The following is a 16,470-nucleotide window of genomic DNA, read 5'->3' as shown; positions in this document are numbered from 1 at the left end:
TGACGCGACCGTGGGGGGATGTGCGCGCCATGTCCGAGGAGGATGCGACGTGCTTCCTCGACGCCTACGCCGAGACCGGCGCTCCCTCGTCGTTCACGATCCACGTGAAGGGCGCGACCGGCCAGGGCGGCACGATCGCCTCGAACAACCCGCACCCCGAGAAGGCCGGCGACGGCAAGGGCATCGACGAGGTCTTCGCCGCATACGGCGCGGAGATCTTCGGAAGCCTCGAGATCTGCGGGATCGAGCTTCCTCCCGAGTGAGCAACCGACAGGCCCGGGTGGAGCGATGCCGCTCCACCCGGGCCTGTCTCATGCCGGGACGGTCCCCGACGGACGGGCTACCAGAGCACCACCACCATCGGGACCGAGCTCGAGTCGGCATAGCCCTCGCCGCCGTCGAACTCGACGGTGAACGCGTGCACCCCGGCACCGAGCTTCGGCAGCTTCACGTCGAACCGCCCGCGGGCGTCGACCGCGACCTGCGTGGTCGCGATCGCGGTCCCATTGTCGGAGATCGTGACCGTGCCGACCGGCTTGGTGCCGTCGGCGGCCGTCACCTGCCCGGCGACCTTCACCGCCGAGCCGGCCTTCGCGAGCACCTTGCTCGGCACCGCGATGACGCTCGTCGAGACGGCGGGCGGCTCCTGCTCGTCGACGAGCACCGCTGCGGTGCGTGCCGGGAGCGTGAGCGTGCCCGAGGCGGTGTTCCACGCGGTCGTTTTCACGACCGGGTCGGAGCCCTTCGCCAGTGCATCGGCGAGCGCGAACTCCCGGCCGGCGAGGCCGTCGACCTGCTCGGTGATCGCGTCGGGCGACGAGTTGAACACCACCAGGGCACCGTCGAGCTCGGGGTCGACGTCATCGCCCACGAGGTCGTCGATCTGCATCACGATGAGGCCCGGCGTGGCATCCGGCCCGCTGTTCGGGAAGCTGACCTTCTGGTCGATCAGCTCGCCCGAGCCCAGCTGCAGCAGGTCGACCTCGTCGCGCACGCGCAGCAGGTCGAGGGCGGATGCCTCGGCCGCCGCCATGTCCGCCGCGGTCGGCTTCAGCGCGGGGTTCGCGAGCAGCGGCGCCATGTCGTTCCAGTGGTCGCCGTTGTCCGCCTCGCCCGGCAGGCCCGAGCCGAAGGTCGACTCCTGGCCGGTCCAGTCGATGCGGTTGAACCAGTCGCCCGAGTTGTAGCTGTTGCGGTCGAGCGACTTCGAGCGCAGCAGCTCGGTGCCGGCGTGCCAGAACGAGGGCGTCTGCGCGTACGTCACGGTCGCGAGCGACAGCGTATTCATGCGCACGCGGTCGGCCATCGACGTGTCGGTCGGGAGCTTCAGGATCCCGAGGTCGAAGAGCGTCTCGTTGTCGTGCGCGTCGACGTAGTTGATGACCTCGTCGGGCTGGTCGGCGTAGCCGGCAGGCGAGCCGTTGTAGTCGAACGCGTCGCCGCGCTTCGCCGTGCCGTCGGAGCCGGTGAACTCGAACGCGCGCAGGTTGCCCGCGAGTCCGAGCTTCACGAGGTCGGTCTGCTGGCCCAGCGTGCGCGTGCCCTCGCGAACGGGGTGCCCGTTCGGGTCGCCCGCAAGCCCGGTGCCGAAGCCCTGGTCGAACTTCGACCCCGCGTCGACGGGGCTGCCGCCGTGCACGCCGTCCCGGAGCCGGTCGTTGAACGTGCCGATGCCCGTGCCGCCGAGCTGGCCCTGCGTGGCCTGCTCGAACAGCGCGTTGTCGGCCACCTCGCCGAAGTTCCAGCCCTCGCCGTAGAGGTACACGGCCGAGCCGTCGACGCCGTCCTCGGCGAGCGTGAGCTCGTCGAGCGCGGCCCGGATCGCGAGCATGTTGTCGCGAGAGTGGTGGCCCATGAGGTCGAAGCGGAAGCCGTCGATCTTGTACTCCTTGGCCCACAGCACCACGGAGTCGACCATGAGCTTGCCGGCGACCTCGTGCTCGGTGGCGATGTTCTGGCAGCACGTCGAGGTCTCGACGTTGCCGACGCCGTTCAGGCGCTGGTAGTAGCCGGGCACGATCCTGTCGAGCACCGACTTCTCCCCCTGACCGGATGCCGCGGTGTGGTTGTACACCTCGTCGAGCACGACCTGCAGGCCCATGCCGTGCAGCGCGCCCACCATGCCGCGGAACTCCGCCACTCGGGCGCCGCCGTCCGGGTCCACCGCATAGGAGCCCTCGGGCGCCTGGTAGTGGAACGGGTCGTAGCCCCAGTTGAAGCCGTCGAGGTCGCGGATCCCGTCGATGCACGCCTGCTGCTCGGTCGACGCCGGACCGTACGACGCGAGGTCGCACGCGGGTGTCGCCTGCTGGTCGCGTCGCTCCTCGATGGTGGCGATGTCGAACGTCGGCAGCAGGTGCACGGTGTTGATGCCGGCGTCGGCGAGCTGGCGCAGCTGCGCCGTGCCGGCCGAGTCGCGGGTGAACGCCGCGTACGTGCCGCGCTCCGCCTCGGGCACCGTCTCGTCGGTGATCGAGAAGTCGCGCACGTGCAGCTCGTAGATCGCCCGGTCGACGGCTCGCCCCACCTTCGGCGCGGGCGTCTTCGCCCACTGTGCGGGAGCGAGGGAGTCGTCGTCGAGGTTCACGACGACCGTGCGCGCCGAGTTCGTGGTGAGGGCGACGGAGTACGGGTCGGTGACCGAGTTGACCTCGACCTCACCCGTCGTGGGTGCGAACACCGTGACGGACCAGCGGTACTCGTCGCCGACCGCGCGGCCGTCGACGCTCCACGTGCCGTTCGCCGGGTCGAACTCGGCCGCGACCACCGTCGGCTCACCGGTTCCGCCCGACGGCCACACCTCGAGCGAGACCGACTGCGCGGTGGGCGCCCAGAGGCGCAGGGTCGCGCCCTGGCCGCTCACCGTCGCGCCGAGCGGCACGGATGCCACGGCGTCGGCGTAGAGGTCGTCGAGCACGCCCGGCACCTGCACGCCCGTGAAGGCGGTCCGTGTCGCTGAGCCCGTCCGCTGCGACACCGCGAGCTGCTCGGTGAGGAGCCGCTGGACGTCGGTCCGGTCGAGCCCGACCGGGTGCAGGGCGATGAAGCCCTCGAGCGCCGGGAACTTCGCGAGCTGCGCGTCCGTGAGTCCCGCGGGGTCGCGCCGGAGCTCGATCGGCTCGCCGCCGCCGGTCACAGCGCCGTCGGCGACCGCGAGTCCGGCGTCGGCCGCGTGCTCGAGCGCCCACGTCGCGGAGGCCGCGGATGCCCCGCCGAGCAGGTCGGCCGGCCAGGCGAGCGTGTCCTCGCTCACCCAGTGCGCTCGAGACTGCCCGGTGCCCGCCAGCGGCGGGTCCGTCACGACGATCTCGAGCACGTGCGTCGAGAGCGTGTAGCGGAACTCGACGAGCTTGCCGTCGGTCGCGGTGAACGAGTAGTTCCCGCCGTCGCGCGCGCCGCCGACGCCGTAGTTCTCGGCCCAGCTGCGGTCGTGCGCGACCTTGACCTCGTAGTTGCCGCTCGGGATCGACGAGCTCGACCACGTGTACACGCCGTCCTTGTCGCCGTCCTGCATGAGCGACGCGAGGCACTCGGGCTGCCAGTCGCCGGGGCATCCGACCTCGGACTGGAAGCTGCCCGGCAGCGTCACGACGGGACCCTCGGCCGTCGACGAGACGACCTTCGTGACCGGGTTCCAGAAGAAGGTCACCGGCTTCGTGCCGTCGGTCGTGTAGGCGACGTTCGGGCCATTCGGCTCGCCGTTCGCGCCGTAGTTCACGTCCCAGCTGCCGTTGATCGCGACCTTGTACTCGTAGCTGCCGGCGGGAACCGTGAAGGTGCCCTCCCAGATACCGTCGGCGCGCTTCGTGAGCTTCGCCGCCTCGCAGCCGGGCGCCCAGTCGCCGGCGCAGCCCATCTCGGAGTTGTGGCTGCCGGGCACCGTCACGAGGTCGATCGGCTGCTCGGGCTCCTCCTCCTCGACGAGGTTCACGGCGTTGTCGACCGAGGCGTAGGTCGAGGCGGCCGAGCGGTGGCCCGCGGCATCCGTCGAGACCGCGCGGTACTCGATGAGCGTGCCCTTCGCGAGGCCCGCGGTGTCGTGGAACACGCGCGGCGTGGTGTCCTCGGCGGTGCCGAGCGCGTGCCACTCGTCGCCGCCGGCGACGCGCCACGAGAAGCTCGTCTCGGCCCAGGTGGCGTCGTCGACGTCGCCGACGACCGGCGTGATGCCGGTGACGCCCGCGCCGGCGGCGGGGGTGGCGACCGAGATGGCGGATGCCGCGTCGGGCGCGCTCACGGTGCGGTCGGCCTGCAGCACGACCGCGCCGAGCGCCGGCACCGTGACGGAGGCCACGCCGTCGGCGTTCGCCGAGACGCCGGCGACGGCGCCGTAGAGGGGCGCGAACACGCCGCCCTTCGTGAGCGTCGGCACGTCGACGGTCTTCGCCGAGTTCGAGTTGTTCGCCGCGACCAGGTACTCGACCTTCTCGGTGCGGTCGATGCGCGAGAACGCGTAGACGCCCGCGCCGTTGTCGACGTAGCGCTCGACCTGGGCGCCCGTCGCGAGCGCGGGGTGCGCCTGGCGAAGGGCCGACAGCTCGCTGATGTGGCCGTAGAGCGGCACGTCGGTGCCCGTGTGGGCCCCGGTTCCGAACGCCTCACCGGTCACGAGCGACTGGCCCTGGTACTCCGCGACCTGGGTCGGGAAGAGGGTCTGGCGCGCGCTCTGGTCGCCGCCGATCCCTGCGAAGCCCTGCTCGTCGCCGTAGTAGACCACGGGCTGGCCGCGCGTGAGGAAGAGCAGGTCGTGCGCGAGCTCGTCGCGCTGCATCGGGGCATCCGTCGACTGCAGGAAGTAGCCGACGCGACCCATGTCGTGGTTGCCGAGGAAGGTCGGCAGCGCGGTGGCCGACGAGTCGGGCGTCGTGTAGTAGTCGTCGCCCGCGAACAGGGACTGCAGGTTCTTCGCCGAGTTGCCGGCCGCGAAGCTCACCGCCTGCGACTGGAAGGTGAAGTCGAGCACCGAGTTCATGTCGGTCTTGCGCACGTAGGGCGAGAGCTTCTGCGGGTCGGCGTCGTAGACCTCGCCGAACATGAAGAAGTCGGGCTTGTCGTGGGCGTGCGCGTAGTCGAGCACGTCGGTGGCCCACTGCTCCCAGAACTCGAAATTGACGTGCTTGGCGGTGTCGATGCGGAACCCGTCGATGCCGAGGTCGATCCAGTCCTCGTACACGTCGACGAAGCCGTTCACGACGGTCGGGTGCTCGGTCATGAGGTCGTCGAGGCCGACGAAGTCGCCGTACGTGACCGACTCGCCCTCCCACGTCGAGTCGCCGCGGTTGTGGTACAGCGTCGGGTCGTTGAGCCACGCCGGGACCTTGAGGTCGGCGTCCTCGGCGGCGACCTTCGGCGTGTAGGGGAAGCTCGTCGCCGCGTCGAGCGCCGGGAACGGCTTCGAGCCGTCGGCGTACTCGGCGAGGTCGATCGGGTTGCCGGCGGCGTCCGTGTAGGGCGAGGTCTTCTGGTCGATGTACGAGTACTGCTGCTCCTCGTAGTCGATGACGTCGGCCGTGTGGTTCGTGATGATGTCGAAGTACACCTTGATGCCGCGCGCGTGGGCGTCGGCGATGAGCGCCTCGAGCTCCGCGTTGGTGCCGAGGTGCGGGTCGATCTGCGTGAAGTCGGTCACCCAGTAGCCGTGGTAGCCGGCGCTCGCGTTCGCGCCCTCGCCCTGCACCGGACGGTTCTTGAAGCTCGGAGTGAGCCAGATCGCCGTGGTGCCGAGGCCGTCGATGTAGTCGAGCTGCGAGCGCAGGCCGGCGAGGTCGCCGCCCTGGTAGAAGCCCTTGTGGGTCGGGTCGAAGCCGGTCGTGAGGGCGTCGCCCGTGAGCCCGCCCTGGTCGTTCGACGCGTCGCCGTTCGCGAACCGGTCGGTCATGACGAAGTAGAACACCTCGTCGCTGCCGGGCTGGCGCACGGGGTCGGCCACGAGGGCAGCGTCGGATGCCTCGTCGTACGCGCCGCGCAGTCCGGTGGCCTCGAGGCCGACGCGCTTGAGCGTGTCGTCGAACACGATGCGCACGGGGGTGTCCCCGTCGACGGTCAGCGGGATGTTGTCGCCGCCGCCGTTCAGGCCGTACGACTCGGCCCAGCCGTCGTTCACGGCGACCTTGTACTCCCAGGTGCCGGCCGGGATGGTGAAGTCCGCGGCGTAGACGCCGGGCGTGGCCGTGGGCGCGAGCTCGGTCTGCGCGCACTCGGGCTGCCAGTCGCCCGAGCAGCCCAGCTCCGACTGCAGGCTGCCGACCAGGGCGAACGACCGGTCCTCCGCCTGTGCGGGAAGCACCGGGAGCACCACCGCAGCGGATGCCGCGAGCGCTCCCGTCACGATCGCCGCCAACCACCTGCGCTGCTTCGCGCTCCGCGTCATCCTCGACTCCAGTTCTCAGGGCACGTCGACGTGCCACCCGGCTGGGGGTGACGCTAGCAGCGGGGCTCGCGTTAATGCAAGCGCTTGCAACACAACTCGCCCACGACAATGCGGATGCCGCGTCGAGGCGGCATCCGCATTGCAAGCGCTCTCACGGAGGTGCGGGCCCTTTGCTCCCGTCGAGTCCTCTGGCCCGGCGGCGATCAGAACGTGTGCGTGAGGTAGACCGAGCGGCGCATCTCGTCGCGCAGACGCGCGCCCTCGAGGCGGCGCTCGTGGAGTGCTGCGAGCTCGTCGCGGCTGAGCGGCTGTCGCGACGTGGCGAACAGGGCGAGCACGCGAGCGCGGGTCGCCTGCGCCATCCGCGCGAGACCGTGGACCGCGCCGACCTCGGTCGCCGGGGCGGAGGAGCTGATGGTGAGTGCGGTGTTCATGACGATCCTCGATGGTTGCGGGGCCCGCCCGGTGCGGGCCATGACCCCAGTACAGCGCCGACCGGTGCATCGCCTCATCGGCGACGGCTACCGAGATCACCCGATCGGGCTACCGAGATCTCGACGCATCCGGTGCCGAGCCCGGTGCGACGTGCTCGCGTCAGCCGAGCTGCTCGAGCACCCCGGGTGCGAGCCGCGCCGCATCCTGTCGGGTCGGGACGCCGAGCTTGGCGAGGATCGCGGCGACGTGACTGTCGACCGTGCGGACCGAGACGACGAGCCGGTCGGCGATCTGGACGTTCGTGAGTCCGTCCGCGACCAGCCGGAGCACATCGACCTGACGATCCGTGAGCCCCATGGGGTTGCGGCGCGTCAGTGTCGACGGGCCGCGGGGGATGCTCCGAACGCCGCGCTCCCGCAGGTCCGCGCGGACCCGGCGGGCGAGCGGCTCCGCGCCGATGCGGTCGAGGATCGCGACGGCGGCCAGCAGGTCCGCCTCGTGCGGACTCTCCGCAAGCGCGGATGCCTCGTGGTAGGGGCATCCGCTCGCTCGCCAGAGCTCGGCCGCGCGCTGCCAGTCGCCACGGGCCTGCACCGCGAACGGGTGGTCGCCCTCGGGAGGAGCCACGTCGTCGCCGGCTCGCCGGAGCAGCCACGCGAGCTCCGCCTGGAGGTTCCGATCGTGCAGTCGCGCGGCCTCCGCGTAGGCGGGTCCGGCGATCGCGCGCACCTCGTCGGGGTCGCCGCGGAGCAGTGCAGCCTCGGCCCGTGCCGCGGCGACGGGCCCGGTGCGCTGCAGCTCGCCGACCCGCTCGGCGAGCTGCCTCGCCTCGTCGAGCGCCAGGTCGGCGCCGGGTTCGCCGCGGCGGGTGCGAACAGTCCCGACGATCGCGAGGGCGACGCATTCCGCCTGCGGCAGGAGCTCCGAGGAGTAGGCGGCAGCGGCGAGGGCCTCGTCCCACTGCGCCCGCGCCAGGTGGAGACGCCCACGTTCCACCTGTTGGTACGTCCAGAGCCCCAGCACCTCGGTGCGCTCCGAGAACTCCATCGCCGGCTGCAGGTACTGCTCGGCGAGGTCGAGGCGGTACTGGTCGAGCAGGCTCCAGACGAGGTTGACGTGAGCGCGCGCGGCGTCGTCCACGAAGCCGGCGGCTGCCGCGATCTCGGCCGCCGTGACCAGGTCCTGCATGCCCGCATCGTCGCCCTGCAGCATGCGCGCGGTGCCGAGGTTGTTGAGCGCGTGCGAGAGGGCGCGCTGCTCGCCGGACTCCCGGGCGAGCTCGACGGCCCGGGTCGCCAGCTCGATCGTGCGGGGCAGGTCGTGCGCGAGCATCGCCAGTTGCGCCTCGTTGCTCAGCGCGAGGGCCAGCAGCCCACGATTCTCGGACTCGGCGAGCACGGCGGACGCCTCCGCCGCCGCCGCCTCGGCGGCGGGTCGATTCGCGGCGATCCACTCGAACCGGGAGAGCCAGCGCAGGCTCGCGCCGAGTGCGTCGCGGTCCCCGAGCCCTCGACGGAGGCGCACCGCTTCCGTCTCCGCCTCGACGGCCTCCGGCTCACGGCCGAGCACGTACGCCTCGATCGCATAGTTCTGGAGCAGCTCGGCACGCGCCTCGACGTCGAACCGGTCCGCATGGTCGAGCGCCGCCCGGTAGTGGGCGGCGGCCTGTCGATGGGCACCGCTGACGGAGGCATCGCGTGCGGCCCGCGGCGCCCACTCCACGATCGCGTCGACGTCGCCGGCCTCGGCCGCGTGCGAGACAATCCGGCTCGGATCGGCGCCGACCTCGATCAGCATGGCGAGCACGCGGGCGTTGAGCTCGATGCGCCGCGAGGCCGGGAGCGCGTCGACGATCGCGCGGCGCGTGAGCTCGTGCCGGAACTGCACGCCGTCGGGTCGCACGGTCAACAGGCCGCCCTCCTCGGCGGCGCCGAGGGCACCTGCGCCGCCGGGAACGAGCCGAGCGAGCTCGGGGGCGACCACGACCGAGGGAACCACGGCGAGCTGCTCGACGTAGCCCTGCGTCACCGGGTCCAGGCGCCGCAGGCGCGCGGTGACCGAATCGACGACCGTTCGCGGCACCTGTGCGGCGTCCGTCGAGGCGACGAGCTCCGAGACGAAGTACGGATTGCCGCGGGTCAACGCGAACACGCGACCGGCGTCCTCACGTCCGGCGGCCAGCGTCGCGACCGCTGCCTGCGACAGTCGCCGCAGCGCGATGTGGTGCACGTTGGTGTGCAGGTCGCCCAGGAGCCGGCCGAGCGGATGGTCCCGATCGAGCTCGTCGTCGCGGTAGGTGAGCACGAGCACGGCGGGGAGCCGGTCGATGCGACGGGCGATGAATCGCAGGGCGTCGAGCGTCGCCTCATCCGACCAGTGCGCGTCTTCGACGACGAGGACCGTCGCGGGAGGGGAGGCGAGCTCCTCGTGGAGCGCGCCGAAGACCTCCTCGCGGTCGCCCGCCCGGAGCGCGTCGCGAAGACGGGGTCCCACGAACGGAGCAAGGTCGCGAAGCGGCCCCAGGGTGCGTGGCGTCGAGAGCGCGTCGCACGCGCCGACCAGCACACGGCTGCCGTCGGGCGGCTGCTCGCGCAGGGCGCCCACGAGGCTCGACTTGCCGATCCCGGCCTCGCCGTGCACCAGCACCACGCCTCCGCGCCCCTCGGTCGCGGCCCGCACCGCGTCGCCGAGCTCCGCGAGATCACGCTCGCGCTCGAGCAGCCTCATCCTGCGATCGTGCCTGCTCCGCCGACGGAGCGCAACGAGGCTGCGCAGACCCGAGTACGCGACACGTGCCTCGCGAGCGCTCGCCATCGCCGCTGTCGGCAGCGGGCGATCGATCCTCCAGGCTCATGTCGAATCCGCCTCACATGAGGCGGACCTGAACCAATCGCGCATCGCGATCCTCATGACGAATCCGCCTCACATGAGGCGGATTCGAAACGTCGATGCAGGCAGGTCGATCCTGCTCGCGCGGGCGCGGTCGGCCGCGGTCAGGCGCGCTCAGGCGCGGAGCCGAAGGAGCATCCGGCGATCAGAGACCCGAGTACGCGTGCAGGCCCTTGAAGAACAGGTTGACGATCGTGAAGTTGAACAGCACGGTCGAGAAGCCGATGATCGCGAGCCAGGCCGACCGCGAGCCGCGCCAGCCGCGCGTCGCGCGCGCGTGGATGTACCCGGCGTAGACCACCCAGATGATGAAGGTCCACACCTCCTTGGTGTCCCAGCCCCAGTACCGGCCCCAGGCGGCCTCGGCCCAGATCGCGCCGGCCATGAGCGTGAACGTCCAGAGGATGAACCCGATGATGATGACGCGGTAGGCGAGGTTCTCGAGCGTCGCCGAGTCGGGCAGCGTCGCGAGGAACGACTGCTTCGCCGCCGTGCCGGATGCTGCGATCGACTCGCGGCGCGCCTGCATGAGCTGCACGACCGACAGGGCGAACCCGAGCGCGAGGAAACCCACCGCCGAGGTCGCGACGAACACGTGGATCACGAGCCAGGCGGACTGAAGTGCGGGCGGCAGCGGCACGACGCTGACGTAGAAGTTCACCGTGGCGATGCCGAGCAGGACGAGCACGAGGCCCGTCACGAACGTGCCGAGGAAGCGCAGGTCGTGCTTCGAGACCACGAGGACGAGCAGGTAGACGCTCGTGATGATGAGCGTGCCCGTGAGCGCGAACTCGTACATGTTGGCCCACGGCACGCGGCCCGCGGCGAGCCCGCGCGTGATGTCGGCCGCGAGGTGCAGCAGCCACGCGACGACGGTGAGGGCGACGCCGACGCGCAGCGAGGGCGAGCGGCCGTAGGCGACGGATGCCGCGCGCTTCGGCGGTGCGGCCACGATCGTGCCCCCGCCGGCCGCCTCGGCGGCCTCGGCTCCGGATGCCTCGACGGAGGCGGCCTTCGCGTCGTCGGCGGCCTTCGCCGCAACGGCCGAGCGACGCGCGAGGTCGATCGCGTACGCGATGAACGCGAGCGCGTACACGGCCATGGCCGAGTACACGAGGATGATGGAGATCTCGTCGAGCGTCACGTGACTACCTTACGTCGGTGGATTCGCGACCCGGTGGTCGAGTAGCGAGCGAAGCACGCGTATCGAGACCCGTTGCGCGACTCGATACGCGTCCGGCTGCGCCGGGCGCTACTTGACGACCGGACCGTCATCGCGCGCCGTGCCCGCGTGCTTGTCGGCGAACGCCGCCACGGCGTCCTCGAGGCCGGGATCCTCGCCGCGGGCGAGGCCTGCGTATTCGAGCACGATCGTGCCGTCGGGCCGGCGCGCGGCCTTCACCCAAATGCGGCGGCGCGGCACGAACAGCGAGAGCAGCAGGCCGCCGACGATGAGCACGGCGAAGACGAGCACCCAGCCCTGCGAGGGGTCGTTGTGGATGTCGAAGCTGGCGAACCGCGAGACGCTGTGCGAGAAGTCGTCGTCCGCGGCATCCGGATCGCCACCCGTCTTGGCAGACACATCCTCGAAGGTGATGGTGCCGAGCCCGTTCGGCAGGTCGACGGTGTCGCCGGGCATGAGCTCGAGCGAGTCGACGCCGGTGCTGCCGCCCGTGAGCTGTTCCATGGTCGACGGGTCGAGCGTGTAGACCGAGGTGGGGGTGCCGCCGTCGATGCCGAGGTCGCCCTGGTACACGTTGAGCGTCAGCACCGGGTAGACGAGGTCGGGGTAGCTCGACGTGTACGCGCCCGACGGGAGCGTGGTCTGCGTCGGGTAGAGGAACCCGACCATGCCGAGCTGGTCGGCGAGGCCGTCGGGCACCTTCACGACGCCGATCGAGGTGAGGTTCGCGTCCTGCGGCAGGAACGGCACCGAGTCGGTGAACACGACGTTCCCGTCGGGGTCGCGCACGGTGATGGTCGGCGCGTAGCCGTTGCCGAGCAGGTACACGTCGGTGCCGTGCACGCGCAGCGGCTCGTTGACCTTGACCACGCCCTCCGACGGCTCGCCGCCCTGCGCCTGCACGTTCACGCGCGCGGTGAAGTCGATCGGCTGCCCGATCGCCTCCTGGTTCTGCGTCTCGTAGACCGCGTCGAGCTCCTCGAGCGACAGCCGGTAGGGGTCGAGCCGCGTGTCGTCGAAGAACCGGCCCGGGTTGAACGAGTCGTAGGCGGCGAGCGTGTTCACGAAGGACTGGCCCTCGACCACGACGCGCTGGCCGGAGAACCCGAATCCGCCGCCGATGCCGACGGCCACGAGCACGCCGAGCAGCGCCGTGTGGAAGATGAGGTTCCCGGTCTCGCGAAGGTAGCCGCGTTCGGCCGACACGGATGCCTCGCCGCGCAGCTCGTAGCGCTCGACTCGGTAGCCCGCCTGCTTCAGCTGCGTCGCCGCAGCGGCGATGGCGGCGTCCGCTGCCTCAGCCGGTGATCGAGTAGCGCTCGCCGAAGGCGAACGCGTATCGAGATCCTCGGATGCCTCCTCGAACGCAGTCAGCGACCCCTCCGTGTACCCCGCCAGCCGCTGCAGCCGCACCGGCGTGCGCGGCGGCCTCGCGCGGAGCGCGTCGAAGTGGTGCTTCGTGCGCGGGATGACGCAGCCGATGAGCGACACGAACAGCAGGAGGTACACCGCCGAGAACCACGCCGACGTGTAGACGTCGAACATCTGGAACCCGTCGAGCACGGGCGCGAGGTCGGGGTTGTCGGCGAAGTACTGGGTGACGCCGTTCGGGTCGCTCGAGCGCTGCGGCACGAGCGATCCGGGGACCGCGGCGATCGCGAGCAGGAGCAGCAGGAGCAGCGCCGTGCGCATGCTCGTGAGCTGGCGCCAGGCGAAGCGCAGCCAGCCGACGAATCCCAGCTTCGGCTGCGCGACCGTGTCGCCGGCTCCTCCTTCCGGTCCCTGAGCTCGTCGAAGGTGGCTCGCGGCATCCGTCGACCCGTCATCGCGCACGGGGGCGTCGATGTGGTCGTCGGGGCGCGACAGCGCGTCGGGATCAGATCGCGGGGACAAAGCCGGTGATCACCGCCTGCAGTTCGTACATCCAGATGGTCCAGAGTCCCGACACCATCAGCAGGCCGATCGCGATGAGCAGCGAGCCGCCGATGATGTTGATCGTGCGGATGTGCCGGCGGAGGAACGCGAGCGAGCCCGTGACCCAGCCGAAGCCGAGCGCCACGAGCAGGAACGGGATGCCGAGGCCGAGGCAGTAGGCGAGGCCGAGCAGCAGCGCCCGGCCGGCCGACGCCGAGTCGGCGCTGAGCGCGAGCACGACCGCGAGGGTCGGGCCGATGCAGGGCGTCCAGCCGAGACCGAACACGATGCCGAGCAGCGGAGCGCCGGCGAGCCCGGTCGCGGGACGCCACGACGGCTTGATGGTGCGCTGCAGGAACGTGAACTGCCCGATGAAGACGAGCCCCATGACGATGAGCACGACGCCGAGCACGCGCGTGATGAGCTCGCCGTACGCGTTGAACCATGCGCCCGCGACGCCCGCGAGCAGGTTGAACGTGACGAACACCAGGGTGAAGCCGGCGATGAACAGCAGCACGCCGAGCACGAGCCGGCGGCGGTAGCGCCGTTCCTCCGAGGGCTCGGCCGAGGCATCCGTGAAACCGCCCAGGTAGCCGAGGTAGCCCGGCACGAGCGGCAGCACGCACGGCGACAGGAACGAGACGAGTCCCGCGGCGAGCGCGATCGGCACGGCCGCGAGCAACTGCCCGTTCAGCACGATGTCGCCGACGCCTCCCACGCTCCCGATGCCTCCTCTGCCTGCTACGCCTGCTACGCCTGCTCGGCGAGGAGGTCGTCGATGATCGACTCGAGGATCGACGCGTCCGTGAGCTGGCCGAGCACGCGGGCCGCGACGCGTCCCTGGCGGTCGAGCACGATCGTCGTCGGCACGGCGGCCGGCGGCACGTCGCCCGCGAAGGCGAGCTGCGCGGTGCCGTCGTTCACGTCGAGGATCGACGGGTAGCTGACGCCGTAGGTCTGCTCGAAGGATGCCGCGGTGCCGGCCTGGTCGCGCACGTTCACGCCCACGAAGGCGACGCCCGGGTTCTCGGTGGTCGACTCTGCGTCGGCCGACCCGGTCGGCTCGCCGACGCCGAACGACTGCGAGACCTCCTCGAGGATCGGCGCCTCGACGCGGCACGGGGCGCAGCCCGCGTACCAGAAGTTGACGACCGTGACCCCGCCGAGCGTGTCGGTGGAGTCGAACGTGTCGCCCTCGACCGTCTCGCCCGAGAACTCGATGGGCTCGCCGCGCTGCGACGCGTCGAACTCCGAGATGGTGCCGTCGCCGGCGATGTAGTTCTTGCCGCTGCCCTCGCGGTACTGGTCGGCGAGCGGGTCGCTCGAGCAGCCGGCGAGCAGCAGGGCGGATGCCGCGGCGAGCGCGACGATCGCCACCGTTGGTCGAGGAGCGCCGCGCGCAGCGCGACGCGTATCGAGACCTCCTCGGGAGCGCATCACACCGCCCCCACGTCGGTCGCGTTGGCGGAGAGACCGGCGGCCGGATCGCGGTAGCCCACCTCGACCCAATCGGTACCGGAATTGCTGTTGAACCCCGCGCCCGTCGCACGGCGACGCTCGAACGTCGTGATGCTCGACAGCGCGCAGCGGCGGCGTCTCGGGTCGTGCGCGAGCGACTTGTCGGCGACCCTGCGGTGCACCATCCAGATCGGCAGCTGGTGGCTCACGATCACGACATCGCCGCCGTCCGCAGCGTTCCACGCGTCGTCCATGGCGAGCAGCATGCGCCGTGCGATCGAGCCGAACGGCTCGCCCCAGCTCGGCTCCCACGGGTTGATGAGGAACGCCCAGTTGCGCACGTCGAGCAGCGCACTGTCGGGCCCGCTCATACGCTTGCCCTCGAAGCGGTTCTCGGGCTCGATGACGCGGTCGTCGAGCGCGGCCTCGAGGTCGAACGCCCGGCCGATCGGCTCGGCGGACTGCTGCGTCCGTTGGAGCGGCGACGCGACGAGTGCGGTCACGGGCCGGGAGCGAGACAGCAGGTCGTCGGCGGCGAACTGCGCCATCTCCTGCCCGAGGCTCGACAGGCCGTACCCCGGGAGTCGGCCGTAGAGCACGCCCTGGGGGTTGAACACCTCGCCATGGCGCACGAGATGGATCTGCTCGGCCGGCACGGTCTCCAGTCTAGAGAGCGGTTCCCTTTGAATCCGCCGAGGGCGGGGCGGCCGCGCATCGTGACCCCGCGGCATCCGCTCGGCTCGCGAGTGGGCGATCTTGGCGCTTTCTCCTCGCAGAGCGCGCCAAGATCGCCCATTCGGCCCTGTCGAGGGCGGGAGGGCGCGCCGGTAGGATGGGTGCCCGTGACTTCCCGCACCCTCATCAAGAACCTCGCCGCGCTTCCCGACGGCCCCGTCTCCGTCGCCGGATGGGTCGACACCGTGCGCGATCAGAAGAAGGTGCAGTTCGTCATCCTGCGCGACGAGACCGGCGCGGTGCAGGTCGTGAACCCCGCCGTGCGCGAGCTCGACCCCGAGGGCGTCAGCGTCGGCGCGGCCGAGGCGCTCGCCCTCACCGAGAGCATCTCGGGCCTCTCGCACGGCACGTTCGTGCGCGTCACGGGCGAGCTCAAGCACGACGAGCGCGTCAAGCTCGGCGGGCTCGAGGTGAAGATCGGCGACCTCGAGGTCGTCACGGCGGCCCTCGAGATCCCCATCGCGGCGGACTCGGGCCTCGACAAGCGCATGGACTGGCGCTTCCTCGACCTGCGGCACCCGAAGCAGAACCTCATCTTCCGCATCCAGACCACGTTCCTGCATGCGCTGCGCACGTACTGGGTCGAGCACGAGTTCGTCGAGGTCCAGACGCCGAAGCTCATGGCCTCCCCGTCCGAATCGCGCGCCGAGCTCTTCCAGCTCGAGTACTTCGACACGACCGCGTACCTCGCGCAGAGCCCGCAGCACTTCAAGCAGATGGCGCAGTCCGCCGGCTTCGGCAAGATCTTCGAGGTCGGCCCCGCGTTCCGCGCCGACCCGTCGTTCACGTCGCGCCACGCGACCGAGTTCACGTCGATCGACTCCGAGGTCAGCTGGATCGACTCGCACGAGGACGTCATGCAGCTCCACGAGGAGCTCATGGTCGCGGGGTTCACCGCGGTCGTCGAGAAGCACGGCGCCGAGGTCGCCGAGCTGTTCGGCATCGAGCTGACGGTGCCGACCACGCCGTTCCCGCGCATCCCCCTCGCCGAGGCGAAGCAGATCGTGGCCGACCACGGCTACGTCGTGCCACGCGCCGACGCCGACATGGACCCCGAGGGCGAGCGCCGCATCTCGCAGTACGTCAAGGAGACGTACGGGCACGACTTCGTGTTCCTCACGGACTACGCGTCGACGATCCGGCCGTTCTACCACATGCGCCACGAGGACGACCCGTCGCTCACGAAGTCGTACGACCTCATCTACAACGGCACCGAGATCTCCACGGGCGCGCAGCGCGAGCACCGCGTCGACGTGCTGATCGCGCAGGCCGAGTCGATGGGCCTCGACCCCGAAGAGCTCGGCACCTACCTCGAGTTCTTCAAGTACGGCGTGCCGCCGCACGGCGGCTTCGGCATGGGCCTGGCCCGCGTGCTGATGCTGATGCTCGGCGAGGGCTCGATCCGCGAGACCACGTACCTCTTCCGCGGTCCGACGCGCCTGCTGCCGTAGGCCGCCTGCCGGTCGTCGAGGAGCGCCCGGCGCAG

The 16,470-nt window shown here is 70.9% G+C and carries 10 protein-coding genes; 2 read left to right on the top strand and 8 right to left on the bottom strand.

Annotated features, from left to right (window positions below; all coding sequences use genetic code 11):
• The first annotated feature begins 29 nt into the window (after nt 1-29).
• A complete protein-coding gene (locus ACFVN5_RS13115; RefSeq protein ID WP_376955675.1) occupies nt 30-263 on the top strand; it encodes a hypothetical protein in 234 nt (77 codons plus the stop codon).
• Between the two features lie 77 nt (nt 264-340).
• On the opposite strand, the gene pulA is transcribed toward ACFVN5_RS13115, so the two are convergent.
• From pulA to ACFVN5_RS13075, 8 genes are all read right to left on the bottom strand, one after another.
• Nucleotides 341-6,370, bottom strand: a complete 6,030-nt coding sequence (pulA, locus tag ACFVN5_RS13110; protein WP_376955674.1) for a pullulanase-type alpha-1,6-glucosidase — start codon at nt 6,368-6,370, stop codon at nt 341-343.
• A 203-nt stretch (nt 6,371-6,573) separates the two neighbouring features.
• Nucleotides 6,574-6,804: a hypothetical protein gene (locus ACFVN5_RS13105; RefSeq protein WP_376955673.1), complete on the bottom strand. Its 231-nt coding sequence runs from the start codon at nt 6,802-6,804 to the stop codon at nt 6,574-6,576.
• Nucleotides 6,805-6,964: 160 nt separating this feature from the next.
• Entirely contained in the window at nt 6,965-9,532 is a 2,568-nt protein-coding gene (locus ACFVN5_RS13100) for an ATP-binding protein (protein ID WP_376955672.1), read from the bottom strand.
• A 307-nt stretch (nt 9,533-9,839) separates the two neighbouring features.
• Complete coding sequence (gene ccsB / locus ACFVN5_RS13095) at nt 9,840-10,796, bottom strand: c-type cytochrome biogenesis protein CcsB (RefSeq protein ID WP_376956803.1); 957 nt, start codon at nt 10,794-10,796, stop codon at nt 9,840-9,842.
• Nucleotides 10,797-10,946: 150 nt separating this feature from the next.
• Nucleotides 10,947-12,743 carry a cytochrome c biogenesis protein ResB gene (locus ACFVN5_RS13090; RefSeq protein WP_376956801.1) on the bottom strand — a complete coding sequence of 599 codons (1,797 nt, stop codon included), beginning with the start codon at nt 12,741-12,743 and terminating at the stop codon, nt 10,947-10,949.
• A 10-nt stretch (nt 12,744-12,753) separates the two neighbouring features.
• Entirely contained in the window at nt 12,754-13,509 is a 756-nt protein-coding gene (locus tag ACFVN5_RS13085) for a cytochrome c biogenesis CcdA family protein (RefSeq protein WP_376955671.1), read from the bottom strand.
• 32 nt (nt 13,510-13,541) lie between these two features.
• Nucleotides 13,542-14,168, bottom strand: a complete 627-nt coding sequence (locus ACFVN5_RS13080; protein ID WP_376955670.1) for a TlpA family protein disulfide reductase — start codon at nt 14,166-14,168, stop codon at nt 13,542-13,544.
• 59 nt (nt 14,169-14,227) lie between these two features.
• Nucleotides 14,228-14,905, bottom strand: coding sequence for a histidine phosphatase family protein (locus ACFVN5_RS13075; RefSeq protein ID WP_376955669.1), 678 nt, complete (start codon nt 14,903-14,905; stop codon nt 14,228-14,230).
• Nucleotides 14,906-15,091: 186 nt separating this feature from the next.
• Here ACFVN5_RS13075 and aspS point away from each other — a divergent pair, with 186 nt between their 5' ends.
• Nucleotides 15,092-16,435, top strand: coding sequence for an aspartate--tRNA(Asn) ligase (gene aspS / locus ACFVN5_RS13070; protein WP_376955668.1), 1,344 nt, complete (start codon nt 15,092-15,094; stop codon nt 16,433-16,435).
• Nucleotides 16,436-16,470 lie beyond the last annotated feature (35 nt).

This window comes from Agromyces sp. NPDC057865, assembly GCF_042796995.1.
GTDB lineage: Bacteria > Actinomycetota > Actinomycetes > Actinomycetales > Microbacteriaceae > Agromyces.
The sequence above is the reverse complement of the archived record's forward strand: the minus strand, read 5'-3'. Positions and strand labels throughout refer to the sequence as shown.